We start from the raw sequence: 26238 nt of genomic DNA, 5'->3' as shown, positions 1-26238 counted from the left end.
GTCGCCACGGGTTGTGGTGGCCGGGCGCTTTGCATAGGCTTGCGCGGATGTCCGCAACCCGTGCCGCCAGGAGAATGCCAATGGGCCTTAATCAACAGTGGATGCAGCGTGACCTCAAGGTCCTCTGGCACCCCTGCACCCAGATGAAAGACCACGAGCAACTGCCGCTGATCCCCATCAAGCGCGGCGAAGGGGTGTGGCTCGAAGACTTCGAAGGCAAGCGCTACCTGGACGCGGTCAGCTCCTGGTGGGTCAACGTGTTCGGTCACGCCAACCCGCGCATCAACCAGCGCATCAAGGACCAGGTCGACCAACTGGAGCACGTGATCCTCGCAGGCTTCAGCCACCAGCCGGTGATCGAGCTGTCCGAGCGCCTGGTCAAGCTCACCCCGGAAGGGCTGACCCGGTGCTTCTACGCCGATAACGGTTCGTCCTGCATCGAAGTGGCGCTGAAAATGAGCTTCCACTACTGGCTGAACAAGGGCCGTCCGGAGAAGAAACGCTTCGTCACCCTGAGCAACAGCTACCACGGCGAAACCATTGCCGCGATGTCGGTGGGCGACGTGCCGCTGTTCACCGAAACCTACAAGGCGCTGCTGCTCGACACCTTCAAGGTGCCAAGCCCAGACTGCTACCTGCGCCCCGAGGGCGTGAGCTGGGAAGACCACTCGCGCACGATGTTCGCCGCCATGGAACAGACCCTGGCCGAGCACCACGACAGCATCGCCGCAGTGATCGTCGAACCGCTGATCCAGGGCGCCGGCGGCATGCGCATGTACCACCCGGTGTACCTCAAGCTGCTGCGCGAGGCCTGCGATCGCTACGAAGTGCACCTGATCCACGACGAGATCGCCGTCGGCTTCGGCCGCACCGGCACGATGTTCGCCTGCGAACAGGCCGGCATCCGTCCGGACTTCCTCTGCCTGTCCAAGGCCCTGACCGGCGGTTACCTGCCGCTGGCCGCGTGCCTGACCACCGACGATGTCTACGGTGCGTTCTACGACGACTACTCGACCCTGCGCGCCTTCCTGCATTCCCACAGCTACACCGGCAACCCGCTGGCCTGTGCTGCGGCATTGGCGACCCTGGACATCTTCGAACAGGACAACGTGATCGAAGCCAACAAGGCCCTTTCCCAGCGCATGGCCAGTGCCACCGCCCATCTGGTGGACCATCCGCATGTAGCCGAAGTACGCCAGACCGGCATGGCCCTGGCGATCGAGATGGTTCAGGACAAGGCCAGCAAGACCGCCTATCCGTGGCAGGAGCGCCGCGGCCTGAAGGTCTTCGAACACGCCCTGACCCGCGGCGCGCTGCTGCGTCCGCTGGGTAGCGTGGTGTATTTCCTGCCGCCGTATGTGATCACCCCGGAGCAGATCGATTTCCTGGCGCAAGTGGCCACTGAAGGGATCGACCTGGCAACGCGGGACAGTGTGAGCGTGGCGGTGCCGGCCAATTTCCATCCTGATTTCCGCGATCCGGGTTGATAGAGTCTCATCGCGAGCAAGCTCGCTCCTACAAGTGATCGGCAAACACCTGATGAACCTGTAGGAGCGAGCTTGTCGGAGCGCCGAACCGTCGCGAAGGCCTGCAAAGCAGGCCCAAAACCTGACACCTCAATTCTGTAACCGAGCCCGACCATGAGACTCTCCCGCTTTTTCATCGACGCCCCGCTCAGCCTCGGCGAACACGATCTGCCTGAAACCCAGGCCCACTACATCGGCCGCGTACTGCGCATGGCCGTCGGCGACGCCGTGCAACTGTTTGACGGCAGCGGCCAGGAATACCTCGGCCAACTGCTCGAAGTCGGCAAGAAAACCGTGCGCGTCAGCCTCACCGAAGCCCTCCCCGGCCAGGCCGAATCTTCGCTGCGCATCCACCTCGGCCAGGGCCTGTCCCGTGGCGAGCGGATGGACTGGGCGATCCAGAAAGCCACCGAACTGGGCGTCAACGTGATCACGCCAATCGTCAGCGAACGCTGCGAAGTGCGCCTCAAAGACGAGCGCGCCGACAAGCGCCTGGCCCACTGGCGCCAGGTGGCGATCAGCGCCTGTGAACAGTGCGGGCGCTCCAGCGTGCCGCAGATCAACCCGCCGCTCACCCTGGCCGAATGGCTGGCCAGCAGCGACGAGCAACTCAAGCTGGTCCTGCACCCGGTGGCCGAGCCGCTGGTCAGCCACGCCCGGCCGGACAGCCTGGCGTTTCTGATCGGCCCGGAAGGCGGTTTGTCCGAGGCGGAAGTCGATCAGGCCAAGGCCGCCGGCTTCCACGCCGCGCGCCTCGGCCCACGGGTGCTGCGCACCGAAACCGCGCCGGTGGTGGCGCTGGCGGTGGCGCAGCAACTCTGGGGTGATTTCTAAACGGGCGGCAGCAGCCGTTCCAGACCGACCAGATCCGGCACCCGGGCGACCTGCTCGCCCACCTGCACCGCCGCCAGCTCCAGTTCGCTGAGCGGCACGTCGACGTAGTTGAGCTGGCTGTCGAGCTTGCAGGAGCGCGGAATACCCTGCACGAGCAAGGCGAAGAAGCTGCGCTGAGCACCGCCCAAGGCATTGAGCACGACAATCCGCGCGCGCTCGCCAACCTGAGTCTGGCCACCGCAGGCAGCCTCGAAACTCAGCAACGGCAAGCGCTGGCTGCGCCAGTCGATCCAGCCCAGCAGCCAGGCCGGCTGGTCAGGCGCCGGGGTGCAGGCCTGGTAGCCGATCAGTTCGGCCACCGCCACGTTGGGCAGCACCAGGCAGCGGTCGCTCAACGGCAGCAACAGCCCGGTCAGGCTGCTGCGACGGCCGTTGCGGGCTCCTTGTTCAAGCATGGGAATGGCTCCAGCGGGCGATGCTCTGCAACAGCACCGATTCCTGGTACGGCTTGCCCAGGTAGTCGTTGACGCCGATCGCCATGGCCCGGTCGCGGTGCTTCTGACCGGTCCGCGAGGTGATCATGATGATCGGCAGGTTCTTCAGTTTCGGGTCATGGCGCACCTGGGTCGCCACTTCGAAGCCGTCCATGCGCGGCATTTCGATATCCAGCAGCAGCACGTCGGGCCGGTGTTCCTGCAGCACGGCCATGGCGTCGACACCGTCCTTGGCGGTCAACACGTTCATGCCGTGACGCTCCAGCAGGCGCCCGGTGACCTTGCGCACCGTCACCGAGTCGTCCACCACCAGCACCAGCAGCGGCCGCGCCGGGCCACCGAGCAGCGCCACATTGGCGTGGCGCGTGGTGGTGTCGGCCTGCCGCGACAGGCGCAGGTGCAGGGCGCGCAACTGTTCCAGCAGATCGAGGATCAACACCACCCGGCCATCGCCCAGCAACGTCGCCCCGGCCAGGCCCTGTACCGCAGCGAACTGCGGGCCGAGGCTCTTGACCACGATTTCGCGGCTGGCCGACAGGCTGTCCACCTGCACCGCGAATTGCTGGTCATGGGCATGCACCAGCAATACCGGCAACGGCAGGCTCTGGCCCAGCAGGCGCGGCTGTCGCTCGCCTTGCAGCAACTCGCCGAGGTAGCGCAGCTCGTAGCGATGCCCGGCGTACTCGTAGCGCGGCGGGTCGAGCTGATAGCAGGCCTCCAGCTCCGCCGGCGGCACCCGCACCACGCCGTCGATGGCATTGAGCGGCAGCGCGTACTGCTCCTCACCGCAATGCACCATCAGAGCGCGGTTGACCGAGACGGTGAACGGCAGGCGAATCAGGAAGCGCGCGCCCTTGCCGGGCACCGAGCTGATAACCATCGAGCCGCCGAGCTGCTTGACCTCTTCGTGGACCACGTCCATGCCCAGCCCGCGCCCGGAAATCTGGGTGATTTTCTCGGCGGTGGAGAACCCCGGCTGCAGGATGAACTGCATCACTTCGTGGTCGCTGAGCTCGCTGTCCGGCGCCAGCAGGCCACGCTTGATGGCCTTGGTGCGCACCGCTTCCAGCGGCACCCCGGCGCCGTCATCGAACATTTCGATAACGATGTCGGCGCCTTCGTGCAGCAGGTTCAGGGCGATCATACCCAGTTCCGGCTTACCCGCCGCCAGCCGCGCTTCGCGGCTTTCCAGGCCGTGGTCGACGGCGTTGCGCAGCATATGTTCCAACGGCGCGACCATGCGTTCCAGCACGCTGCGGTCCATCTCGCCCTCGGCGTTGCCCACCACCAGTTCGACCTGCTTGCCCAGCTCGCTGGCAACCTGGCGCCCCACCCGTTGCAAGCGCGGCACCAGCCGCTCGAACGGCACCATGCGCGTGCGCATCAGGCCTTCCTGCAACTCGCTGTTGACCCGCGCCTGCTGCTGCAACAGGCCCTGCGCCGTCTGGTTGCGCACGGTCAGGGTTTCTTTCAGGTCGAGCAGGTCGGAGGCCGACTCCGACAACGCCCGGGACAACTGCTGCAACTGCGAATGGCGGTCCATTTCCAGCGGGTCGAAGTCTTCGTAGCCCAGCGCATCGCCTTCGGCCTGCAGACGGCTGAGGATGCCGCCCTGGGTTTCGGTGTCGAGCCGGCGCAACTGGTCGCGCATGCGCTCCAGCGTGGTTTCCATTTCATTCAGGGCCACCTGCGCATCGTTGACCTGCTGCTCCAGGCGGCCACGGGCGATGGAGGTTTCGGCCGCCAGGTTGCCGAGGTCGTCAAGCAGCTCGGCGTTGACCTTGACCACATCGAGCGCCGCGCGCTCCGGCGCCGGGGCCGGTGCTTCGGCCGGCGCCGCATCGTTGCCCGGCGCGGCAGCGGCGCTGTCGCTCAGGGCCGCGCTGCTGAAGTTGCGGATGTAGTCGATCAGCGCGGTGGCCGCGTGCAGCGGCTGTTGCAGGCGCACCGCGTCGAGCATGTGGGCCAGCCGGTCGTGGCAGTTCTGCAGCAGGCTGAACAACGCCGGGCTGGGCTGGAGCTGGCCGGCGGCAAGGTGTTCGTAGAGGAATTCGAGTTCGTGGGCGAGGTCGCCGATGGGCGCGATTTCCACCATCCGCGCACCGCCCTTGAGGGTGTGCAGGTCGCGCAGGAGGTTTTCCACCTCGACGCTGTTGCGCGGGTCGGCCTGCCAGCGGGTCAGCGCTGCAGCGGCGCTTTCGACGATATCCACACCTTCTTCGAGGAAGACTTCCAGCAGTTCCTTGTCGCCTTCCTGCGCCACCTGCGCGCCGGGTTTGGCGGCGCCGGTCTGGGGCACGGCGTTGTGGCGGAACTCGCGCAGCCCGGCGAGGGTTTCCACCACCGACTCCAGCGGCTGGCCCTGGCTGATTTGCGCCAGCATCCGCGCCAACAGCGCGTGGCTGCCGCGCAACAAACCGCTCAACGACGGCGAAGGGCTGTAGCGTCGGTCGACCAGCCCTTCGTAAAGCAATTCCAGTTCATGGGCGAGCACATCCAGCGCGCCGATGCCGGCCATCTGCGCGCCGCCTTTGAGGGTTTGCAGATCGCGCTGCAACGAGGACAGCGCCGAGGCGTTTTCGGGATCTTGCAGCCAGCGCGCCAGCGCCTGATCGGCGCTGTCGAGGACATCGATGGCTTCTTCGAGGAAAAGCTCCACCAACTCGCTGTCATCCGCCTGATGGCTCAGCTCGCGGGTGACGCTGCCCAGTTCGGCGATGCTCGCCGGACCACCTCCGTGGCTGCGCACCAGGCCCATGGCGCCGGGGTCCAGCCCTTCTTCCAGCAGCGAGCGCAGCGCGTGCAGCCGCTCCGGGCAAGGCTCCACTTCCTGGCCGGCGGCAATCTGGTCGAGCATGTCGATCAGCGCTTCGTGAGCGTGCTGCGCCTCCTCGAAGAAGCGTGCATCGGCCGCCAGGCTGCTCTCTTCCACCGCGCCATAAAGGTCCAGCAGCGCTTCGCAAAGTTCATCCACCTGCCACAAATTGGCCAGATGAGCGCTCTGGCCGAGGGTGGTTAGTTCATCGAGCAGCGAGCTGAGTTCGTGGCGCTCGCCGGGGTGCTCTTGCCAGCGCTGCAACAACGACTCCGCGTCCAGCAGGATGTCCATGCCCTGGTTGAGGAAGCTGGCGATCAGTTGCGGATCGCGCTTGATTCGCAGTTGATCGCTCGGCGAATCGAGCAGCGCCTGCAGCCGTGCGCTGACCACCTGATCGACCTGTTCGATCAGAATGTCGGCGCCCTTGATCGGCGCCAGCGGCGTGCTGCCCAGTTGCTCCAGGCCGCGACGCATCAGCGGCTCGGCCATTTGCAGCAGGTAGATCTCATCGAGGTCGAAGCCCAGTTGATGGGCCTTGAACTCCCGCGCCAGCAGGTCCAGCGCGGTGGCCAGTTCGGCGATCGGGGTCACCCCGGCCATCGCCGCGCTGCCCTTCAGGGTGTGCAAGGCGCGTTGCAGGTCGTCGCTGACCGGCGCCGGCAAGTGCAATTCGGCGCCTTCAAGAAACGCGTCGAGGCTGGCCAGGTGGGCCTGCGCCTCGTTGCGGAAAATCTCCAGCAGTTGCGGGTCGAGGGCGTCCGACTTCTCGCCGCCCGTCACCGGGTCGTTCATCGCCAGCGCATGAAGATGGCCGGCCAGGTGCTCGACCCGCGCGTGAGCGTGTTCCTCGCCGCTACCGAATTCGGCCACCAGCGGCGGCATCAAGGTCAGCACCTGCTCAATCGCCTTGAGCACGTCGTCGCTGCTACCAACGCGGCCTTCGAGCATGCGGTTGAGCAAGTGCTCGGTGCCCCAGGCCAGTTCCGCCAGTACCTGCGCGCGCACCATGCGGCCGCTGCCCTTGAGGGTGTGGAAGCCGCGGCGCAATTCCACCAAGGCTTCGCGGGGATGACCCTCGCCGCGCCATTGCTGCCAATGCTCGTCCAGTTGTTGCAACACTTCCTCGGCTTCTTCGAGAAAGACTTCGCGCAGTTCGTCATCCACCGGCAACGGCGCGGCAACCACCGCGAGGGTTTCTGCCACCGGTACTGTCGGCGCCGCAAAGCCCAGCGCAGCCAGGGCGTTGCCGGCGCGCTCCAGCAGCGGATCGACCTCGGCTTGCAGGTCGATACTCATGGCTTGCAGGTAGCATTCGAGGCTGGCGATCACGTCGGCCAGATGGTCCAGTTCCACGCTGCCGGGCAACGACTCGGCCTGCAGCACATGGGCCTGAAGATAGTCGGTGCAGCGCTGCACCAGCGCAGCGGGTCGCGGCAGCATCAGCATCGCCAGGGCACCGCGAATCTGCACCAGCAGATCGGGAAGCGGCTGCAGGCGCTGGCGCTCCCAACCGGCTTCAAGGCAATCGGCGATCAAATCGCGGGCCTGCAACAGCACGCCGTGGGCTTCATCCAGCACCAGTTGGCGGATTTCCGTGAGGTCGGTGCCGGGAGGCGGTGTCTGATTCAGGGATTCGAGGGAGCCGACCATGCCGCCCAACGTCGCTTCGGCGTACTGCAGCGCGCCGGCCACGTCCATCAGCAGCGCGTCTTCCAGCGCCCGTTGGCCCTGAACCACGCCTTGCAACACGGCAACTTGATCGAGAATCACCCGGCGCGGTTGGCCGAAGCCCAGCACCGCCAGGGTGTCGGCCATCTGCCGCAGCGGTGCGAGCAGGGCGTCCAGTTCCGAAAGCTGCTCGCGGTCGCCGCGAACGAACTGGTCAAGGCGCTCCTTGATGCGAATCAGGTCTTCGCGCACCGCCGCCACCACCGAGCGCAGGGCATCGCGGTCGGGCATCGCCGGCAACTGGCCTTGCAGCGTATCGAGCGACAGTTCCAGGCTGTCGCCAGCCGCCGGCGCGGGAATCACGCCCAGGGCGCTCTCGCCAACGGCCTCGGCACCCCGAGCGGCGCGCAACTGATTGAGCAGCGGCAGCGCCAGCAACGGCAAATCGCGGCGGGCGCCGCGCAGGCGGTCCAGGTACAACGGCAATTGGATCAGAGCCCGAAACAGCATGCCCTGCGCTTCACCAAGGGCGGGCACGCGGCCCTCGCCCAAGGCTCTGGCGAGCAACTCCATTTCTTCGGCGAGCAGCGCCGCGCCCTTGAGTTCGAGCATCACCAGGCAGCCGTGCACCTGGTGCAGGCTGTCGATGAAGCCGCCCAGTTCCTGCGCCTCACCCGAATTGCCGGCGAAATGGTCCAGCGCCTGCCGCGCCTGCCCGAGGCTCTCGTCAATCGCCCCCTTGGTCCACGCCAGGGCGACGAAATCTTGCCGGTCAGCCATACCCACTCCCGTTGCCAATAATGCCCACGCGCCGGATCAGCGCGACTCCGGTGCCGGTGGCAGGGTGAAGCCCGAAACCGAGCGACGCATTTCGCTGGCCATCCGCGCCAGGTTGCCGATGCTTTCGGCGGTGGCGGTCGAGCCGGACGAGGTCTGCGAGGTGATCTGCTGGATGATCGCCATGGTGTGGGAGATCTGTCCGGCCGAGGAGGTCTGCAACTGCGCCGCGTCGGAAATGCTGTGGATCAGCTCGGCGAGGGTCTGCGACACGCCTTCGATCTCGGCCAGCGCCACGCCGGCATCCTGTGCCAGACGCGCGCCGCGCACCACCTCGGCGGTAGTCTGCTCCATGGAGATGACCGCTTCGTTGGTATCGACCTGAATCGCCCGCACCAGCGCCTCGATCTGCCGGGTGGCCGACGATGACCGCTCAGCGAGCCGCTGCACTTCGTCGGCGACCACGGCAAACCCGCGCCCGGCCTCACCGGCCATGGACGCCTGGATCGCCGCGTTGAGGGCAAGGATGTTGGTCTGGTCGGCAATGTCGTCGATCAGGTTGACGATGTCGCCGATTTCCTGGGAAGACTCACCGAGACGCTTGATCCGCTTGGCGGTGTCCTGGATCTGCTCGCGAATGTTGTCCATGCCGTTGATGGTGTTGTGCACCACCTCGTTGCCCTTGTTGGCGATGGCGACGGAGCGCTCGGCCACCTTGGCCGACTCGTAGGCATGCCCGGACACCCGGTCGATCGACTCGGCCATATCGCCCACCGCCATGGATGCATCGGCGATCTGCTGCGCCTGGTGCTCGGAGGCCTTGGCGAGCTGGTGCGCGGTGGTCTGGGTATCTACCACGGCGCTGGCGACTTCCTCGGCGCTGAGGTTGATGGTCGCCACCAGGTCGCGGAGCTGGTCGATGGAATAGTTGATCGAGTCGGCGATGGCGCCGGTGAAGTCCTCGGTGACCGAGGCGGTGACGGTCAGGTCGCCGTCGGCGAGGTCTTCGATTTCATCCAGCAGGCGCATGATCGCCTGCTGGTTGCGTTCGTTCTTCTCGGCGGTTTCGGTCAACTGGCGGTTGGTCTCGCGGACCATCACCGAGCCGATCAGGATGATCGAGGCCAGCGCCAGCAAGCCCAGCACGTAGCCGCCGACGGTATCCAGGGTGCGCCCGCCGGCGAGGTTTTCGAAACCGCTGGCCAGGCGCGAGGCTTCGTCCAGCAGGGTCTGCGAGAGGCTGAAGATATTGCCGGCGGCTTCCCGCACGCGGAACAGTTCCGGCGAGGTTTCGAGGATTTCGTCCACCGAGCCCGCGACAAACTGGAACAGCTCGGCGATTTCACCGAGGCGAGCGCGGGCGTCGGGGTCTTCGACACGGGTGACCTGGATGGTCGAGTTGCCGCCGAGCATGCCTTCGAGCACCTGGCCGAAGCGGTTGGCGTCGCGCCCAAAGGCATCGGCGGCCTGCACCGAGGTTTCGTCGCCGGCCAGTACGGTGTTGACCGAACCGAGGATGCGCTCGGCCAGTAGCGCCTGACGCTGGGCCACCGCCACCTGATTGGCCGGCGCGCCACTTTGCAGGAGGATTTCCACGACCTTCTCGTACTCGACCTGCAACTGCGGCACGGTTTCAGCCAGGGTCGCGGCGACCTGATGCAGCGACAACACGGTCTGCTCGCTGGCAAGAATGGTATCGGTGTACTTGCGCAGGTTTTCCCAGTCGCGCTGCACCGCGTCCATCTCGGCGCGCACCGCCGGCGGCGCCGACGGCAGGCCAGTGCTCGAATCGCCCTTCTTCAGGTAGCCCCAACGCTGCTCGAAGTCATTGCGCGCCTCGCTCAGCAGGCGGAAAGCCACGGTCTTGCCGGCCGCCGCTTCGGTGGCGTTCTTGGCGATGCGCTGGGACAGCACCCGCAGTTCGCCGGCGTGGCCGATGTACTGCTTGTCGTGGTTGGCCTGGGTGTTGAGGTAGGCGAAGTTGGCGAACAGCAGGATGATCGACAAGATCAGCACGACGAACAGTGCGGCGATCTGTGCGCTGCTGCGAGAGCCTTTGAGTGCGCTGGCGGGTCTGAATTGGGTCACGGGTCTGGCATTCCTTTACAGCGCGACATCGAGAAAACCGGGCGCCTGGGCCAGGGCGAACGGGCTGAAAATCCCCCAGCAGTGCTCACGCTGGAAATGCCCCTGGACGAACGGCGCGGCGCCGGTCAGCAGCGGCGAAGGTGGCGACAGCTCCAGGCTGTTGAGGGCGAAATGCTGCAGGCCGAGCACTTCGTCGACCAGCAGGCCGGTGAACAGCTCTTCATGGTCCAGCACCAGCACCCGGCGCTGCTTGCGCGTTACCGCAGGCTCCAGGCCGAGAAAACCGCAGAGATCGGTCACCGGCAGCAAGCGCCCGCGCAGGTTGGTCACCCCGGCGACCCACGGTTTGACCCCGGGGATGCGGCTCAGGCGGGGCGCCTGCAGCACTTCGGCGACTTCCCCCATCGGCGCGACGAAGCAATGCCCGCCGAGACGAAAACCGATGCCACTCCAGGATTGCAGGCGGGTTTCCTGCAACGGCAGGTCGGCAGCCAGCAGGCGGCAGCGCCGGTCGATGTCCAGCAGCAGCTCGAACGCCGTCAGCGATTCGCCCATGGCTCCGCGGCTCAACCCTTGAGGACGCCGTCGAGCACCTTGATCAGGGCATCTTCCTCCACCGGCTTGACCAGATAATCACTGGCGCCCTGGCGCTTGCCCCAGACCTTGTCGGTCTCCTGATCCTTGGTGGTGACGATGATGATGGGGATATGGGAGGTTTCCGGGTTCTTGCTCAGTTGCCGGGTGGCCTGGAAACCGTTCACGCCGGGCATGACGATGTCCATCAGCACCGCGTCGGGCTTTTCCTGGACCGCCAGGGCGACGCCATTGGCGCCATTTTCCGCCTTGAGCACCGTGTGCCCGTTTTTTTCGAGCATTTCGGTGAGTTTGTACATTTCAGTCGGCGAGTCATCGACGATCAGAATTCGGGCCATGCTGTTCCCCATGAAAGGAAAAGACGCCAGCGGCCTTGGCCGTGGCGTCAGGGTGCGTGTTGTTCTTCTGCGGCGAAACCGGGCACGTGGGCGCGGATCGCTTCCAGCAGTTCTTCCTTGCTGAACGGTTTGGTCAGGAACTGATCCGAGCCGACGATCCGGCCCCGGGCCTTGTCGAACAGGCCGTCGCGGGACGACAGCATGATCACCGGAATATCCTTGAACGCGCTGTTGTGCTTGACCAGCGCGCAGGTCTGGTAGCCGTCCAGGCGCGGCATCAGCACATCGACGAAGATGATGCCGGGACGGTGGTCGACGATCTTGGCCAGGGCATCGAAACCGTCGATTGCCGTGATGACCTCACACCCTGCTTCACTGAGCAGCATTTCCGCGGTGCGACGAATCGTCTTGGAGTCGTCGATCACCATCACCTTCAATGCCGTGTCGGGCTGAACCATATTCGCTCTACCGTTACCTGATAAGTAGCGCCATGCCGGCCACCTGCCACGCATTTTTAGCACACTCATGGGGTGCATTCCATCGAGCCGGGGCGGGGCCCGGCCTGGCCGCGTTTTTCCCTTGACCGCCAGCCTTGCGAGCGCCACCCTGACGCCACTTTTCATTCGAGCTACCGCGGCCCCGCGCCGCCGAGAGGAAATTCCCCGATGAGCGTTCGCCTCGGCATTGTCATGGACCCCATCGCGTCCATCTCCTACAAGAAGGACAGCTCGCTGGCCATGCTGCTGGCAGCCCAGGAACGCGGCTGGAGCCTGTTCTATATGGAACAGCAGGATCTCTACCAGAACCAGGGCGTGGCCCGCGGCCGCATGCGCCCGCTGAAGGTGTTCGCCGACCCGGCCCGCTGGTTCGAGCTGGACGCCGAGCAGGACGCCCCGCTGAGCGACCTGGACGTGATCCTGATGCGCAAGGATCCGCCGTTCGACATGGAATTCGTCTACAGCACCTACCTGCTGGAACAGGCCGAAGCCGCCGGCGTGCTGGTGGTCAACCGTCCGCAGAGCCTGCGTGACTGCAACGAAAAGCTGTTCGCCACGCTGTTCCCGCACTGCACGCCGCCGACCGTGGTCAGCCGCCGTCCGGACATCCTGCGCGAATTCGCGGCCCTGCATGGCGACGTCATCCTCAAGCCGCTGGACGGCATGGGCGGCGCGTCGATCTTCCGCCACCGCGCCGGCGACCCGAACCTCTCGGTCATTCTTGAAACCCTGACCCTGCATGGCACCCAGCAGATCATGGGCCAGGCCTACCTGCCGGCGATCAAGGACGGCGACAAGCGCATCCTGATGATCGACGGCGAGCCGGTGCCTTACTGCCTGGCGCGTATCCCGGCCAGCGGCGAAACCCGCGGCAACCTGGCTGCTGGCGGGCGCGGCGAAGCCCGCGAGCTGACCGAACGCGACCGCTGGATCGCCGCCCAGGTCGGCCCGACCTTGCGCGAGAAGGGCCTGCTGTTCGTCGGCCTCGACGTGATCGGCGAGCACCTCACTGAAATCAACGTCACCAGCCCGACCTGCATCCGCGAAATCGACAACGCCTACGGCACGCAGATCGGCGCGCAACTGATGGACGCCATCGATCGCAAGCTCAAGGCACGCTGACCGACGACAAGGGGAAACCGTGCGCAGTGGGTTATCATGCCGGTCCTTTACGACCTGGGCACCCTGCTCCGCCGGTTCATCCCGGCTGCTGGATTATCGATGACGCTTCCCGCCGACCTCCCTGCCGACCTTGCTCCGCCCCGCGTTCGCGCGGCGGATCGCCTGGGTTTTACCCTGTTCGTGGCAGCGCTGTTGCACCTGGCGCTGATCCTCGGGGTGAGTTTCACCTTCGCCAAGCCTGAAGAAATCCGCCGGACCATGGAAATCACCCTGGCCACCTTCAAGAGCGACGTGGCGCCGAAGAAGGCCGATTTCCTCGCCCAGGAGAACCAGCAGGGCGCCGGCACCCTGGACAAGGCCGAAGTGCCGAAGACCACCGAAGTCGCGCCGTTCCAGGACAGCAAGGTCAACAAGGTCACCCCGCCACCGGTATCGCGCACGGAAGACGTCCCGCCGCCACCGGCCAAGGCCGTGGTCACCACCGTCGCGCCGAAGCCGCAGAAAGTCCAGAACGCTCCCAAGGAAGCCAAGCCCCAGCAGGCACCCAAGGCCACCACCCCGGATTTCGACAGCTCGCAGCTGTCCGACCAGATCGCCAGCCTCGAAGCTGAACTGGCCAATGAACAACAGCTCTATGCCAAGCGCCCGCGCATCCACCGCATCAGCGCCGCCTCGACCATGCGCGACAAGGGCGCCTGGTACAAGGACGAGTGGCGCAAGAAGGTCGAGCGCATCGGCAACCTGAACTACCCCGACGAAGCCCGCCGCCAGCAGATCTACGGCAGCCTGCGGCTGATGGTGTCGATCAACCGCGACGGCTCGCTGTTCGAGGTGCTGGTGCTGGAGTCGTCCGGCCAGCCGCTGCTGGACCAGGCGGCGCAGCGTATCGTCCGTCTGGCGGCGCCTTTTGCGCCCTTTACCGGCGACCTGAACGACATCGACCGGCTGGAAATCATCCGTACCTGGCGCTTCGCCCGTGGCGACCGCCTGTCGAGCAATTAAGGCCGTGGCGCGGCTTGTCAGTCCGGCGCCTCGCCGCCACACTACATAGCTATGAAAAACCTCAGCCCGACTTACCTCAAGCACCAGTTCCTGATCGCCATGCCGCACATGGCGGACCCGAATTTCGCGCAGACCCTGACCTACATCGTCGAGCACAATGCCAACGGTGCCATGGGCCTGGTGATCAACCGTCCGCAGGAGCTGAACCTGGCCGATATCCTCGAGCAATTGCGCCCCGAGGAAGAACCGTCGCCGCTCAGCGCCAACGTGCCGATCTACATCGGCGGTCCGGTCCAGACCGACCGCGGTTTCGTGTTGCACACCAATGAGAAGTCGTATCAGGCCACCATCGAGCTCGATGGCCTGTCGCTGTCCACCTCGCAAGATGTGCTGTTCGCCATCGCCGATGGCAGCGGCCCGCGCCAGAGCCTGATCACCCTCGGCTATGCCGGCTGGGGAGCCGGGCAACTGGGAGCAGAACTGGCCGACAACGCCTGGCTGAATTTCCCGTTCGACCCCGAAATCCTCTTTGGCATCGCCTGCGAGCTGCGCCTCGACGCCGCTGCCGCACAGCTCGGCATCAACCTGCACCTGCTCACCAGCCAGGCGGGGCACGCCTGATGGCCGAACTTCGTCTGCTGCTGGGTTTCGACTACGGCAGCAAGCAGATCGGCGTCGCCGTCGGCCAGATGATCACCGGCCAGGCCCGCGAACTGTGCACGCTGAAAGCGCAGAACGGCGTGCCGGACTGGAGCCAGATCGAAAAACTGATCAAGGAATGGCAGCCCGACGCCCTGGTGGTCGGCCTGCCGCTGAACATGGACGGCACGCCCAGCGAAATGAGCGCCCGCGCCGAAAAGTTCGCCCGCCGCCTGAACGGCCGCTTCAACCTGCCGGTACACACCCACGATGAACGCCTGACCACCTTCGAGGCCAAGGGCGAGCGCATGGCCCGTGGCGGCCAGCGTGGCAGCTATCGCGACAACCCGGTCGATGCCATCGCCGCCGCCCTGCTGCTGCAGGGCTGGCTGGAGGCCAATCCCGCGCAGTCGTAACGTATCAAGCCGGGCCAGCCCTCTGCCCCGGCCATTTGAGGAGCAAGCATGAGCCTACCCAATCCCGCCGAACTGATCCGGCAGATGGCCGTTGACCTTCGCGCCCATCTGAGCCGCCGCAACATCGCCGAACCCCGCTACATCGGTATCCGTACCGGCGGTGTCTGGGTCGCCAAGGCGCTGCTGGACGAACTGGGCAGCGACGCCGCCCTCGGCACCCTCGATGTTTCGTTCTACCGCGACGATTTCAGCCAGAACGGCCTGCACCCGCAGGTGCGCCCGTCCGAGCTGCCGTTCGAGATCGAAGGCCAGCACCTGGTGCTGGTGGACGACGTGCTGATGAGCGGCCGGACCATCCGCGCCGCCCTCAATGAACTGTTCGACTATGGCCGCCCGGCCAGCGTGACCCTGGTCTGCCTGCTCGACCTGGACGCCGGCGAATTGCCGATCCGGCCGAACGTGGTCGGCGCCACCCTGTCGCTGGCCGCCCATGAACGGGTAAAATTGCTCGGCCCCGCGCCGCTCGTCCTCGAGCGCCAGGACCTCGCCTCCGCTTCCGCCCTTTAAGAGTCCCCCGCGATGACGCCACTCGACGCCAAGCGCCCGCTGCAGCTCAATGACCAGGGCCAGCTACGCCACTTCCTCTCGCTCGACGGCCTGCCCCGCGAGCTGCTCACCGAAATCCTCGACACCGCCGACTCGTTCCTCGAAGTCGGCGCCCGGGCGGTGAAAAAAGTCCCGTTGCTGCGCGGCAAGACCGTCTGCAACGTGTTCTTCGAAAACTCCACCCGCACCCGCACCACCTTCGAACTGGCCGCCCAGCGGCTGTCGGCGGACGTGATCACCCTGAACGTGTCGACCTCCTCGACCAGCAAGGGCGAAACCCTGTTCGACACCCTGCGCAACCTCGAAGCGATGGCCGCCGACATGTTCGTGGTCCGCCACGGCGACTCCGGCGCGGCCCACTTCATCGCCGAGCACGTCTGCCCGGAAGTGGCGATCATCAACGGCGGTGACGGCCGCCACGCCCACCCGACCCAGGGCATGCTCGACATGCTGACCATTCGTCGGCACAAGGGCGGCTTCGAAAACCTGTCGGTGGCCATCGTCGGCGACATCCTGCACTCGCGGGTCGCGCGCTCGAACATGCTCGCGCTGAAGACCCTCGGTTGCCCGGACATCCGCGTGATCGGCCCGAAAACCCTGCTGCCGATCGGTATCGAGCAGTACGGCGTGAAGGTCTACACCAACCTTGAAGAAGGCCTGAAGGACGTCGACGTGGTGATCATGCTGCGCCTGCAGCGTGAGCGCATGGCCGGCGGCCTGCTGCCCAGCGAAGGCGAGTTCTACCGCCTGTTCGGCCTGACCACCGCGCGCCTGGCCGGCGCCAAGCCGGATGCCATCGTCATGCACCCGGGCCCGATCAACCGCGGCGTGGAAATCGAGTCGGCAGTGGCCGACGGCGCCCATTCGGTGATCCTCAATCAGGTTACCTACGGCATCGCCGTCCGCATGGCGGTGCTGTCCATGGCCATGAGCGGGCAGAACGCCCAACGTCAATTCGAGCAGGAGAACGCCCAGTGACCCTCAGTATCCTCGGCGCCCGGGTCATCGACCCCAACAGCGGCCTGGACCAGGTCACCGACCTGCACATCGATGGCGGCAAGCTCGTTGCCATCGGTGCCGCCCCGGCCGGCTTCAGCGCTGCCCGCAGCCTCGACGCCAAGGGCCTGGTCGCCGCGCCTGGCCTGGTCGACCTCAGCGTCTCGCTGCGCGAGCCCGGCTACAGCCGCAAGGGCACCATCGCCAGCGAAACCCGCGCCGCCGCTGCCGGTGGCGTCACCAGCCTGTGCTGCCCGCCGCGCACCAAGCCCGTGCTGGACACCTCGGCGGTCGCCGAGCTGATCCTCGACCGCGCCCGCGAAGCCGGCCACGCCAAGGTGTTCCCGATCGGCGCCCTGAGCAAGGGCCTGGAAGGCGAGCAACTGGCCGAACTGGTGGCCCTGCGCGACACCGGCTGCGTCGCCTTCGGCAACGGCCTGGAAAGCTTCCGCAACACCCGCACCCTGTGCCGGGCGCTGGAATACGCCGCCACCTTCGACCTGACGGTGATCTTCCATTCTCAGGACCGCGACCTGGCCAACGGCGGCCTCGCGCACGAAGGCGCGATGGCCAGCTTCCTTGGTCTGCCGGGCATCCCGGAAACCGCCGAAACCGTGGCCCTCGCCCGCGACCTGCTGCTGGTGGAACAGACTGGCGTGCGTGCGCACTTCAGCCAACTGACCAGCGCCCGCGGCGCCCAACTGATCGCCCAGGCCCAGGCCCGCGGTCTGCCGGTCACGGCCGACGTTGCCCTGTACCAGTTGATCCTCACCGATGAAGCGCTGGTGGACTTCTCCAGCCTGTACCACGTGCAACCGCCGCTGCGCACCCGCGCTGACCGCGATGGCCTGCGCGAAGCGGTGAACTCCGGGGTGATCCAGGCGATTTCCAGCCATCACCAGCCCCATGAGCGCGACGCCAAGCTGGCGCCGTTCGGTGCTACCGAGCCGGGTATCAGCAGTGTCGAACTGCTGCTGCCGCTGGCCATGACCCTGGTGGAGGACGGCCTGCTCGACCTGCCGACCTTGCTCCAGCGTCTGTCCGCCGGTCCTGCGGCGGCGTTGCGCCTGCCGGCGGGCGAGCTGCGTGTCGGCGCGGCGGCGGATCTGGTGCTGTTCGACCCGCAAGCCTCCACCGTGGCGGGCGAGCAATGGCGCTCCAAAGGCGACAACTGCCCGTTCATCGGCCACTGCCTGCCGGGCGCGGTGCGCTTCACTGTGGTGGATGGGCATATCAGTCACGAGGGCTGATTCAAGGCCAGCACCGCCTCCTGTGGGGTAATGACCCTGTGGGAGCGAGCTTGCTCGCTCCCACGAGTCCAGAATGCCAAAGTGCGACCAAGGTCGCACCGCCCGTCCCCACGGTTGAAATATTTCCCCCACCCCCATATGAGTCTGCACAGGCATTTTCGCCCCGCTGCGTGGAGACTCTCCCTTGACCACCATCGTTTCAGTTCGTCGCCACGGCAAAGTCGTCATGGGCGGCGACGGCCAGGTTTCCCTCGGCAACACCGTGATGAAAGGCAACGCCAAGAAAGTGCGCCGCCTGTACCACGGCCAGGTCATCGCCGGTTTCGCCGGTGCCACCGCCGATGCCTTCACTCTGTTCGAGCGCTTCGAAGCCCAGCTTGAGAAACACCAGGGCCACCTGGTCCGTGCCGCCGTCGAGCTGGCCAAGGAATGGCGCACCGACCGTTCCCTGAGCCGCCTGGAAGCCATGCTCGCGGTCGCCAACAAGGACGCCTCGCTGATCATCACCGGCAACGGCGACGTGGTCGAACCCGAGGACGGCCTGATCGCCATGGGCTCCGGTGGCGCCTTCGCCCAGGCCGCGGCCCGCGCCCTGCTGAACAAGACCGACCTGTCGGCCCGGGAAATCGCCGAGACCGCCCTGAATATCGCCGGTGACATCTGCGTGTTCACCAACCACAACCTGACCATCGAGGAGCAGGACCTGGCCGAGTAATCAGCTGTTCTGGCGCCCGGTGACGACCATCGGGCTTTTCCACGCTGATTACACCGCCAAGGGACGACCACTACCATGTCCATGACCCCCCGCGAGATCGTTCACGAACTCAACCGTCACATCATTGGCCAGGACGACGCCAAGCGCGCCGTCGCCATCGCCCTGCGCAACCGCTGGCGCCGCATGCAACTGCCCGCCGAACTGCGCGTCGAAGTGACCCCGAAAAACATCCTGATGATCGGCCCGACCGGCGTTGGTAAAACCGAAATCGCCCGTCGTCTGGCCAAGCTGGCCAATGCGCCGTTCATCAAGGTCGAAGCGACCAAGTTCACCGAAGTCGGCTATGTCGGCCGTGACGTCGAGTCGATCATCCGCGACCTCGCCGATGCTGCGATCAAAATGCTGCGCGAGCAGGAAATCATTCGCGTGCGCCACCGCGCCGAAGACGCCGCCGAAGACCGTATCCTCGACGCCCTGCTGCCACCGGCCCGTGCCGGTTTCAACGATGATCCGGCGCCAGCCGATTCGAACACCCGCCAGTTGTTCCGCAAGCGCCTGCGCGAAGGCCAGTTGGACGACAAGGAAATCGAGATCGAAGTCGCCGAGTCCGCTGGCGTCGATATTTCCGCCCCACCGGGCATGGAAGAGATGACCAACCAGTTGCAGAGCCTGTTCGCCAACATGGGCAAGGGCAAGCGCAAGAACCGCAAGCTCAAGGTCAAGGAAGCGCTCAAGCTGGTCCGTGACGAAGAAGCCGGGCGTCTGGTCAACGAGGAAGAACTCAAGGCCAAGGCCCTGGAAGCGGTCGAGCAGCACGGTATCGTGTTCATCGACGAAATCGACAAGGTGGCCAAGCGCGGCAACGTCGGCGGCGCCGATGTGTCCCGCGAAGGCGTGCAGCGCGACCTGCTGCCGCTGATTGAAGGCTGCACCGTCAACACCAAGCTGGGCATGGTCAAGACCGACCATATCCTGTTCATCGCCTCCGGTGCCTTCCACCTGAGCAAGCCGAGCGACCTGGTGCCCGAGCTGCAAGGCCGTCTGCCGATCCGCGTCGAACTCAAGGCGCTGACCCCGGAAGACTTCGAGCGCATCCTCAGCGAACCGCACGCCTCGCTCACCGAGCAGTACCGCGAGCTGCTGAAGACCGAAGGCCTGAACATCGAGTTTGCCGCCGAAGGCATCAAGCGCCTGGCCGAGATCGCCTGGCAGGTCAACGAGAAGACCGAGAACATCGGTGCCCGTCGCCTGCACACCCTGCTTGAGCGTCTGCTCGAAGAGGTGTCGTTCAGCGCCGGCGACCTGGCCAGCGCCCACAGCGAAACGCCGATCCGCATCGACGCCGAGTACGTCAACAGCCACCTCGGCGAGCTGGCGCAGAACGAAGACCTGTCGCGCTACATCCTCTAAGGGCCGTCGCGCGTTTCAAGCCGCAAGCTGCAAGCTGGACGTGATCCGCTTGCAGCTTGTAGCTTGGGGCTTATAGCCAAGGAGCTCTCATGTCCCGTCTGCCTACCGCCATCAACCTTCGCAAAGCGTCGAAGACCCTGTCGCTGACCTACGGTCCCGATGAGGTCTACAACCTGCCCGCCGAATTCCTGCGGGTGCATTCTCCCTCCGCCGAGGTCCAGGGCCACGGCAATCCCATCCTGCAATTTGGCAAGATCAACGTCGGCCTGAGCAAGATCGAACCGGCCGGTCAGTACGCACTGAAACTGACCTTCGACGACGGCCATGACAGCGGTCTGTTCACCTGGGAATACCTCGAGCAACTCTGTCTGCGCCAGGAAGAACTCTGGTCCGACTATCTGCAGGAACTCGCCGCCGCCGGCAAATCCCGCGACCCCTCCGAATCTGTCATCAAGCTGATGCTCTAGTCCGGCACTCTCCTGTTTTAGAGCGCATTTTCTAATTCGATCTGCTTGAATGCCTCTGGCACCGGCCAGCGTCTGGCCGGCTTGCGCATAACTGGAAAGTCGGGTAACCAATGGATCTGGCAGGTTCACTGCATCGGCAACAACGCAGGGAACGGGCTGGTATGTAGAGGTCGCGAGCGAAAGCAGGCAGTCTTCTCACGCAGAAAAACCCGCACGGCTCATCGTCGCTCACATCCGGCCGCAGGACCGCAATTCGTTATCACTGGTCACCCGAGCAGCAGTACCGGGGCTTCGTCTGTGTAACGCCAACAGCCGAGCCGGTACTCGTCTCAGGACAACGGAGCGTCGTAGATGAGTAACAAGAATAACGATGACCTGCAGCGCCAAGCCTCGGAAAACACCCTGGGTCTTAACCCGGTCATAGGCTTGCGCCGCAAGGATTTGCTGACTTCTGCTCGGATGGTGCTTCGCCAGGCCATCCGGCAACCGCTGCACAGTGCCAAGCACGTTGCCCACTTCGGCATGGAGCTGAAGGACGTGATTTTCGGCAAGTCCAGCCTGCAGCCCGAAGGCGACGACCGTCGCTTCGCTGATCCGGCCTGGAGCCAGAACCCGCTGTACCGCCGCTACCTGCAAACCTACCTGGCCTGGCGCAAGGAGTTGCATGACTGGATCGGCGACAGCAGCCTGTCACCCACCGATATCAGCCGCGCCCACTTCGTCATCAACCTGATGACCGAAGCCATGGCGCCGACCAACAGCGCGGCCAACCCGGCAGCGGTCAAACGCTTCTTCGAAACCGGCGGCAAGAGCCTGCTCGACGGCCTCTCCAACCTGGCCAAGGACATGGTGCACAACGGCGGCATGCCCAGCCAGGTCAACATGGACGCCTTCGAGGTCGGCAAGAACCTCGGCACCAGCGAAGGCTCGGTGGTCTATCGCAATGACGTGCTGGAGCTGATCCAGTACAGCCCGATCACCGAACAGGTGCACGAGAAGCCACTGCTGGTGGTCCCGCCGCAGATCAACAAATTCTACGTCTTCGACCTCAGCCCGGAAAAAAGCCTGGCGCGCTTCTGCCTGCGCTCCACCGTGCAGACCTTCATCGTCAGTTGGCGCAACCCGACCAAGGCCCAGCGCGAATGGGGCCTGTCCACCTACATCGACGCCCTGAAAGAAGCCGTCGACGTGGTGCTGGCGATCACCGGCAGCAAAGACCTGAACATGCTCGGCGCCTGCTCCGGCGGCATCACCTGCACCGCGCTGGTCGGCCATTACGCCGCGCTGGGCGAGAAAAAGGTCAACGCCATGACCTTGCTGGTGAGCGTGCTCGACACCACCCTCGACACCCAGGTCGCGCTGTTCGTCGACGAACAGACCCTCGAAGCCGCCAAGCGCCATTCCTACCAGGCCGGGGTGCTGGAAGGCCGCGACATGGCCAAGGTGTTCGCCTGGATGCGGCCCAACGACCTGATCTGGAACTACTGGGTCAACAACTACCTGCTGGGCAACGAGCCGCCGGTGTTCGACATCCTGTTCTGGAACAACGACACCACACGCCTGCCGGCCGCCTTCCACGGCGACCTGATCGAGATGTTCAAGAACAACCCGCTGGTGCGCGCCGACGCCCTGGAAGTCTGCGGCACGCCGATCGACCTCAAGCAGGTCACCACCGACATCTTCTGCGTGGCCGGCACCAACGACCACATCACCCCGTGGAAGTCCTGCTACAAGTCGGCGCAACTGTTCGGCGGCAACGTCGAGTTCCTGCTGTCCAACAGCGGGCACATCCAGAGCATCCTCAACCCGCCGGGCAACCCCAAGGCGCGCTACATGACCAGCAGCGAGATGCCGGCCGACGCCGACCACTGGCAGGAAAACTCCAGCAAGCACACCGACTCCTGGTGGCTGTACTGGCAGACCTGGCTGGCCGAGCGCTCCGGCGAACTGAAGAAGTCGCCGACCACCCTCGGCAACAAAGCCTACCCGGCAGGCGAAGCAGCGCCGGGCACCTATGTTCACGAACGTTGAAATCTGTCGCGCCGCCCGCCTCGTGCGGGTGGCGCTTTACCGCTAACAGGGCCCGCGCATGCCGCAACCGTACATCTTCCGAACCGTCGACCTGGATGGCCAGACCATCCGCACCGCGGTTCGCCCCGGCAAGCCGCACTTGACGCCCTTGCTGGTGTTCAATGGCATCGGCGCCAACCTGGAGCTGGTGTTTCCGTTCGTCCAGGCGCTGGACCCCGACCTGGAAGTCATCGCCTTCGATGTGCCTGGCGTGGGCGGTTCGTCGACGCCGCGCCATCCCTACCGGTTTCCCGGCCTGGCCAAACTGACCGCGCGCATGCTCGATTACCTGGACTACGGCCAGGTCAATGTCATCGGCGTGTCCTGGGGCGGGGCCCTGGCCCAGCAGTTCGCCCACGACTATCCCGAGCGCTGCAAGAAACTGGTGCTGGCCGCCACCGCCGCCGGCGCGGTGATGGTGCCGGGCAAGCCCAAGGTGTTGTGGTTGATGGCCAGTCCGCGACGCTACGTGCAGCCCTCCCACGTGATCCGCATCGCCCCGGAAATCTACGGCGGCGCCTTCCGCCGTGACCCGGACCTCGCGCTGTCCCATGCGTCCAAGGTGCGCTCGTCGGGCAAGCTCGGCTACTACTGGCAACTGTTCGCCGGCCTCGGCTGGACCAGCATCCACTGGCTGCACAAGATCCAGCAGCCGACCCTGGTGCTGGCCGGCGACGACGACCCGCTGATTCCGTTGATCAATATGCGCCTGCTGGCTTGGCGAATCCCCAATGCCCAGCTACACATAATCGACGATGGTCATTTATTCCTGATTACTCGTGCCGAGGCTGTGGCGCCGATCATCATGAAGTTCCTGCAGCAGGAGCGCCAACGCGCCGTCATGCATCCTCGGCCCGCCCCGAGCGCCTGAACCGCCCCTCATCGCTTGCACCTTTGGCAGGAGCGCCGAAGCATGCAAGTGCGCTGGTCGAGGTGGGGACCGCTCACTACATTGGTTCAGTTTGTTGATGGCTCGACGACGGAGTGTTGCCGGATGAAAGACAAACCCGTGAATGCGGTGGCGCCAACCCCCGCCACCTATATCAACGTGCAAAGCGCGATCACCGGCTTGCGCGGCCGCGACCTGATCTCGACCCTGCGCAACGTCAGTCGCCATGGCCTGCGTCACCCGATCCACACCGCCAGCCACCTGCTGGCGCTGGGCGGCCAGTTGGGCCGGGTGTTGCTGGGCGATACTCCGCACCAGCCCAACCCCCGTGACACCCGCTTCAGCGATCCGGCCTGGAATCACAATCCGTTCTACCGCCGCGGCTTGCAGGCCTACCTGAGCTGGCAGAAACAGACCCGGCTGTGGATCGACGAAAGCCAGTTGAGCGACGACGACCGGGCCCGTGCGCACTTCCTGTTCTCGCTGCTCAACGATGCCGTGTCGCCGAGCAACACCCTGCTCAATCCGCTGGCGATCAAGGAACTGTTCAACTCTGGCGGGCTGAGCCTGGTTCGCGGCCTGAACCACCTGCTCGACGACTTGCGGCACAACAACGGCATGCCGCGCCAGGTTGCCCGGGACGCCTTCGAAGTGGGCCGCAACCTCGCCGTCACCCCCGGCGCGGTGGTGTTTCGCAACGAGCTGCTGGAACTGATCCAGTACAGCCCGATGAGCGAAAAACAGTACGCCCGGCCCATGCTGGTGGTGCCGCCGCAGATCAACAAGTTCTACATCTTCGACCTCAGCCCGGCCAACAGCTTCGTCCAGTACATGCTCAAGAACGGCCTGCAGACCTTCGCCGTCAGTTGGCGCAATCCTGATCCGCGGCATCGCGAATGGGGCCTGTCGAGCTACGTGGCGGCGATCGAGGAAGCCATGAACGTCTGCCGTTCGATCACCGGCAGCCGCGATGTCAACCTGATGGGCGCCTGTGCCGGCGGCCTGACCATGGCCGCGTTGCAGGGCCACCTGCAAGCCAAGCGGCAACTGCGCCGGGTGCACAGCGCCACGTACCTGGTCAGCCTGCTCGACAGCCAACTGGACAGTCCGGCCAGCCTGTTTGCCGACGAGCAGACCCTCGAGGCAGCCAAGCGCCGCTCGTACCAGCAGGGCGTGCTCGACGGTGGCGAGATGAGCCGGGTGTTCGCCTGGATGCGGCCCAACGACCTGATCTGGAATTACTTCGTCAACAACTACCTGCTCGGCAAGGCGCCAGCGCCGTTCGACATTCTCTACTGGAACAACGACAGCGCCCGCCTGCCGGCGGCGTTGCATGGCGACCTGCTGGACTTCTTCAAGTACAACCCGCTGACCCGTCCGGCCGGACTGGAAGTCTGCGGCACGCCGATCGACCTGCAGAAAATCACTGTCGACAGCTTCCATGTGGCCGGCAACAACGACCACATCACGCCTTGGGACGCGGTGTATCGCTCAAGTTTGCTGCTGGGCGGCGACCGCCGCTTCGTGCTGTCCAACAGCGGTCATGTGCAGAGCATCCTCAACCCGCCGGGCAACCCCAAGTCGCACTACGTGCACAACCCGAAACTGAGCAGCGACCCGCGCGCCTGGTACTACGACGCCGAAAAAGCCGATGGCAGTTGGTGGCCGTTGTGGCTAGCGTGGATTCAGGAGCGCTCCGGCGCCCAGCGCGAAACCGATGCAACCCTGGGCAGCGCCAGCTACCCGGCCATGGACCCCGCACCCGGCAAATACGTGCTGGTGCGTTGAACACGAGGACTGGATGAAGACCCGCGACCGTATCCTCGAATGCGCCCTGCACCTGTTCAACCAGCAGGGTGAACCGAACGTCTCGACACTGGAAATCGCCAACGAACTGGGCATCAGCCCCGGCAACCTGTACTACCACTTCCACGGCAAGGAGCCGCTGGTGCTGGGGCTGTTCGAACGCTTTGCGGAAGAACTGACGCCGCTGCTCGACCCGCCGCTCGAAGTGCGCCTGGACGCCGAGGACTACTGGTTGTTCCTGCACCTGATCGTCGAGCGCATGGCGCAGTACCGCTTCCTGTTCCAGGACCTATCAAACCTGACCGGCCGCCTGCCGAAACTGGCCCGGGACATGCGCAGCCTGCTCAACGCCCTCAAACGCACCCTCGCCGCGCTGCTGGCCAGCCTCAAGGCGCAGGGCCAGATAACCAGCGACACCCGCGCACTGGGGCAGTTGGTGGAACAGATAACCCTGACGCTGCTGTTCTCGCTGGATTACCAGCGCGTGCTGGCCAAGGATGCAGAAGTGGGGATCGTCGTGTATCAGGTCATGATGCTGGTGGCACCGCACCTGGAGCCGCCGTCGCGGCATGCGGCGGAGCAGTTGGCGTTGAGGTATCTGGAGGGGTGATACGACGCAAATGAACCCTGTAGGAGCGAGTTCACTCGCGAACGGCGGCGCAGCCGTCGTAGAACCTGAGTCCCGGATCTGCCTGACACAACGTCGAACCCGGCTTTGGGGCTGCTACGCAGCCCTTCGCGAGTGAACTCGCTCCCACAAGGAGTACTTCCCTGTGATCAGGTCGGAGCCGCCGTCGCGGCATGCGGCGGAGCAGTTGGCGCTGAGGTATCTGGAGGGGTGATAAAAACGCAAATGAACCCTGAGCGAGTTCACTCGCGAACGGCGGCGCAGCCGTCGTAGAACCTGAGTCCGCGATCTACCTGACACAACGTCGAACCCGGCTTTGGGGCTGCTACGCAGCCCTTCGCGAGTGAACTCGCTCCCACAAGAAGTACTTCGCTGTGATCAGATCGGAGCCGCCGTCACGGCATGCGGCGGAGCAGTTGGCGCTGAGGTACCTGGAGGGGTGACATGACGCAAATGAACCCTGTAGATACTCTGTTCGCGGTCAAGCTTTCAGCAGGTGCTTTTCGCTAAAAAGCTTGGCCGTGTCGAAGGGTTCTCCGCTTCTCATACAGGCCCATATGCCCGTCAAATATTTCCGCATGACAGCCG

Annotated in this window: 22 protein-coding genes and 1 pseudogene; 16 read left to right on the top strand and 7 right to left on the bottom strand. The window is 65.1% G+C overall.

Annotated elements, in window-relative coordinates; all coding sequences use genetic code 11:
- Positions 1-80: 80 nt before the first annotated feature.
- Together HWV67_RS30225 and HWV67_RS30220 are read left to right on the top strand one after the other, a co-directional pair.
- Positions 81-1487, top strand: a complete 1407-nt coding sequence (locus HWV67_RS30225; RefSeq protein WP_175653880.1) for an adenosylmethionine--8-amino-7-oxononanoate transaminase — start codon at positions 81-83, stop codon at positions 1485-1487.
- A gap of 153 nt (positions 1488-1640) precedes the next feature.
- Complete coding sequence (locus HWV67_RS30220) at positions 1641-2360, top strand: 16S rRNA (uracil(1498)-N(3))-methyltransferase (protein ID WP_175653879.1); 720 nt, start codon at positions 1641-1643, stop codon at positions 2358-2360.
- On the opposite strand, the gene HWV67_RS30215 is transcribed toward HWV67_RS30220, so the two are convergent.
- From HWV67_RS30215 to pilG, 6 genes are read right to left on the bottom strand one after another with little or no spacing between them, the layout of a single operon-like run.
- The gene (locus tag HWV67_RS30215; RefSeq protein WP_110972897.1) at positions 2357-2815 is read right to left on the bottom strand and encodes a chemotaxis protein CheW; all 459 of its coding nucleotides are present in this window, start codon (positions 2813-2815) and stop codon (positions 2357-2359) included. The genes HWV67_RS30220 and HWV67_RS30215 overlap by 4 nt on opposite strands.
- The gene (locus HWV67_RS30210; RefSeq protein WP_175653878.1) at positions 2808-8120 is read right to left on the bottom strand and encodes a hybrid sensor histidine kinase/response regulator; all 5313 of its coding nucleotides are present in this window, start codon (positions 8118-8120) and stop codon (positions 2808-2810) included. The genes HWV67_RS30215 and HWV67_RS30210 overlap by 8 nt, the downstream gene beginning before the upstream one ends.
- A 36-nt stretch (positions 8121-8156) precedes the next feature.
- Entirely contained in the window at positions 8157-10205 is a 2049-nt protein-coding gene (locus tag HWV67_RS30205) for a methyl-accepting chemotaxis protein (RefSeq protein ID WP_175653877.1), read from the bottom strand.
- 15 nt (positions 10206-10220) lie between these two features.
- Entirely contained in the window at positions 10221-10760 is a 540-nt protein-coding gene (locus HWV67_RS30200) for a chemotaxis protein CheW (RefSeq protein WP_095155861.1), read from the bottom strand.
- 11 nt (positions 10761-10771) lie between these two features.
- Positions 10772-11137, bottom strand: a complete 366-nt coding sequence (pilH, locus tag HWV67_RS30195) for a twitching motility response regulator PilH (RefSeq protein ID WP_175653876.1) — start codon at positions 11135-11137, stop codon at positions 10772-10774.
- A gap of 47 nt (positions 11138-11184) precedes the next feature.
- Positions 11185-11595 (bottom strand): twitching motility response regulator PilG, encoded by a 411-nt coding sequence (gene pilG, locus HWV67_RS30190; protein WP_095155860.1) that lies wholly within the window; start codon positions 11593-11595, stop codon positions 11185-11187.
- 207 nt (positions 11596-11802) lie between these two features.
- Between pilG and gshB the strand changes: the two genes are divergently transcribed.
- From gshB to HWV67_RS30120, 14 genes are all read left to right on the top strand, one after another.
- Complete coding sequence (gshB, locus tag HWV67_RS30185) at positions 11803-12756, top strand: glutathione synthase (RefSeq protein ID WP_110972894.1); 954 nt, start codon at positions 11803-11805, stop codon at positions 12754-12756.
- A gap of 99 nt (positions 12757-12855) precedes the next feature.
- A complete protein-coding gene (locus HWV67_RS30180) occupies positions 12856-13758 on the top strand; it encodes an energy transducer TonB (protein ID WP_175653875.1) in 903 nt (300 codons plus the stop codon).
- Positions 13759-13809: 51 nt separating this feature from the next.
- Positions 13810-14379: a YqgE/AlgH family protein gene (locus HWV67_RS30175; protein ID WP_175653874.1), complete on the top strand. Its 570-nt coding sequence runs from the start codon at positions 13810-13812 to the stop codon at positions 14377-14379.
- A complete protein-coding gene (ruvX, locus tag HWV67_RS30170; protein WP_095155857.1) occupies positions 14379-14813 on the top strand; it encodes a Holliday junction resolvase RuvX in 435 nt (144 codons plus the stop codon). The genes HWV67_RS30175 and ruvX overlap by 1 nt, the downstream gene beginning before the upstream one ends.
- A 48-nt stretch (positions 14814-14861) precedes the next feature.
- Positions 14862-15380, top strand: a complete 519-nt coding sequence (gene pyrR / locus HWV67_RS30165) for a bifunctional pyr operon transcriptional regulator/uracil phosphoribosyltransferase PyrR (protein WP_095155856.1) — start codon at positions 14862-14864, stop codon at positions 15378-15380.
- 12 nt (positions 15381-15392) lie between these two features.
- Positions 15393-16397 carry an aspartate carbamoyltransferase catalytic subunit gene (locus HWV67_RS30160; protein WP_095155855.1) on the top strand — a complete coding sequence of 335 codons (1005 nt, stop codon included), beginning with the start codon at positions 15393-15395 and terminating at the stop codon, positions 16395-16397.
- Positions 16394-17665 carry a dihydroorotase gene (locus tag HWV67_RS30155; RefSeq protein ID WP_175653873.1) on the top strand — a complete coding sequence of 424 codons (1272 nt, stop codon included), beginning with the start codon at positions 16394-16396 and terminating at the stop codon, positions 17663-17665. Before HWV67_RS30160 ends, HWV67_RS30155 begins: the two co-directional genes overlap by 4 nt.
- 184 nt (positions 17666-17849) lie before the next feature.
- Positions 17850-18380, top strand: coding sequence for an ATP-dependent protease subunit HslV (gene hslV, locus HWV67_RS30150; protein WP_175653872.1), 531 nt, complete (start codon positions 17850-17852; stop codon positions 18378-18380).
- Between the two features lie 75 nt (positions 18381-18455).
- Positions 18456-19790, top strand: coding sequence for an ATP-dependent protease ATPase subunit HslU (gene hslU / locus HWV67_RS30145; RefSeq protein WP_175653871.1), 1335 nt, complete (start codon positions 18456-18458; stop codon positions 19788-19790).
- Between the two features lie 89 nt (positions 19791-19879).
- Entirely contained in the window at positions 19880-20257 is a 378-nt protein-coding gene (locus HWV67_RS30140; protein ID WP_110972888.1) for a gamma-butyrobetaine hydroxylase-like domain-containing protein, read from the top strand.
- Positions 20258-20608: 351 nt separating this feature from the next.
- Complete coding sequence (gene phaC / locus HWV67_RS30135; protein WP_175653870.1) at positions 20609-22288, top strand: class II poly(R)-hydroxyalkanoic acid synthase; 1680 nt, start codon at positions 20609-20611, stop codon at positions 22286-22288.
- 58 nt (positions 22289-22346) lie between these two features.
- The gene (gene phaZ / locus HWV67_RS30130) at positions 22347-23198 is read left to right on the top strand and encodes a poly(3-hydroxyalkanoate) depolymerase (protein WP_110972886.1); all 852 of its coding nucleotides are present in this window, start codon (positions 22347-22349) and stop codon (positions 23196-23198) included.
- A gap of 123 nt (positions 23199-23321) precedes the next feature.
- A complete protein-coding gene (phaC, locus tag HWV67_RS30125; protein WP_110972885.1) occupies positions 23322-25004 on the top strand; it encodes a class II poly(R)-hydroxyalkanoic acid synthase in 1683 nt (560 codons plus the stop codon).
- Positions 25005-25017: 13 nt separating this feature from the next.
- Positions 25018-25632, top strand: coding sequence for a TetR/AcrR family transcriptional regulator (locus HWV67_RS30120; RefSeq protein ID WP_175653869.1), 615 nt, complete (start codon positions 25018-25020; stop codon positions 25630-25632).
- A gap of 499 nt (positions 25633-26131) precedes the next feature.
- Here HWV67_RS30120 and HWV67_RS32395 read toward each other — a convergent pair.
- Positions 26132-26238 (bottom strand): annotated as a pseudogene (locus tag HWV67_RS32395) (IS110 family transposase); the annotation flags it as partial.

Source organism: Pseudomonas sp. Marseille-P9899 (genome assembly GCF_903166565.1).
GTDB classification, from domain to species: Bacteria; Pseudomonadota; Gammaproteobacteria; order Pseudomonadales; family Pseudomonadaceae; genus Aquipseudomonas; species Aquipseudomonas huaxiensis.
Note: the sequence above shows the minus strand (reverse complement) of the source record. Positions and strands in the feature narration are given on the sequence as shown.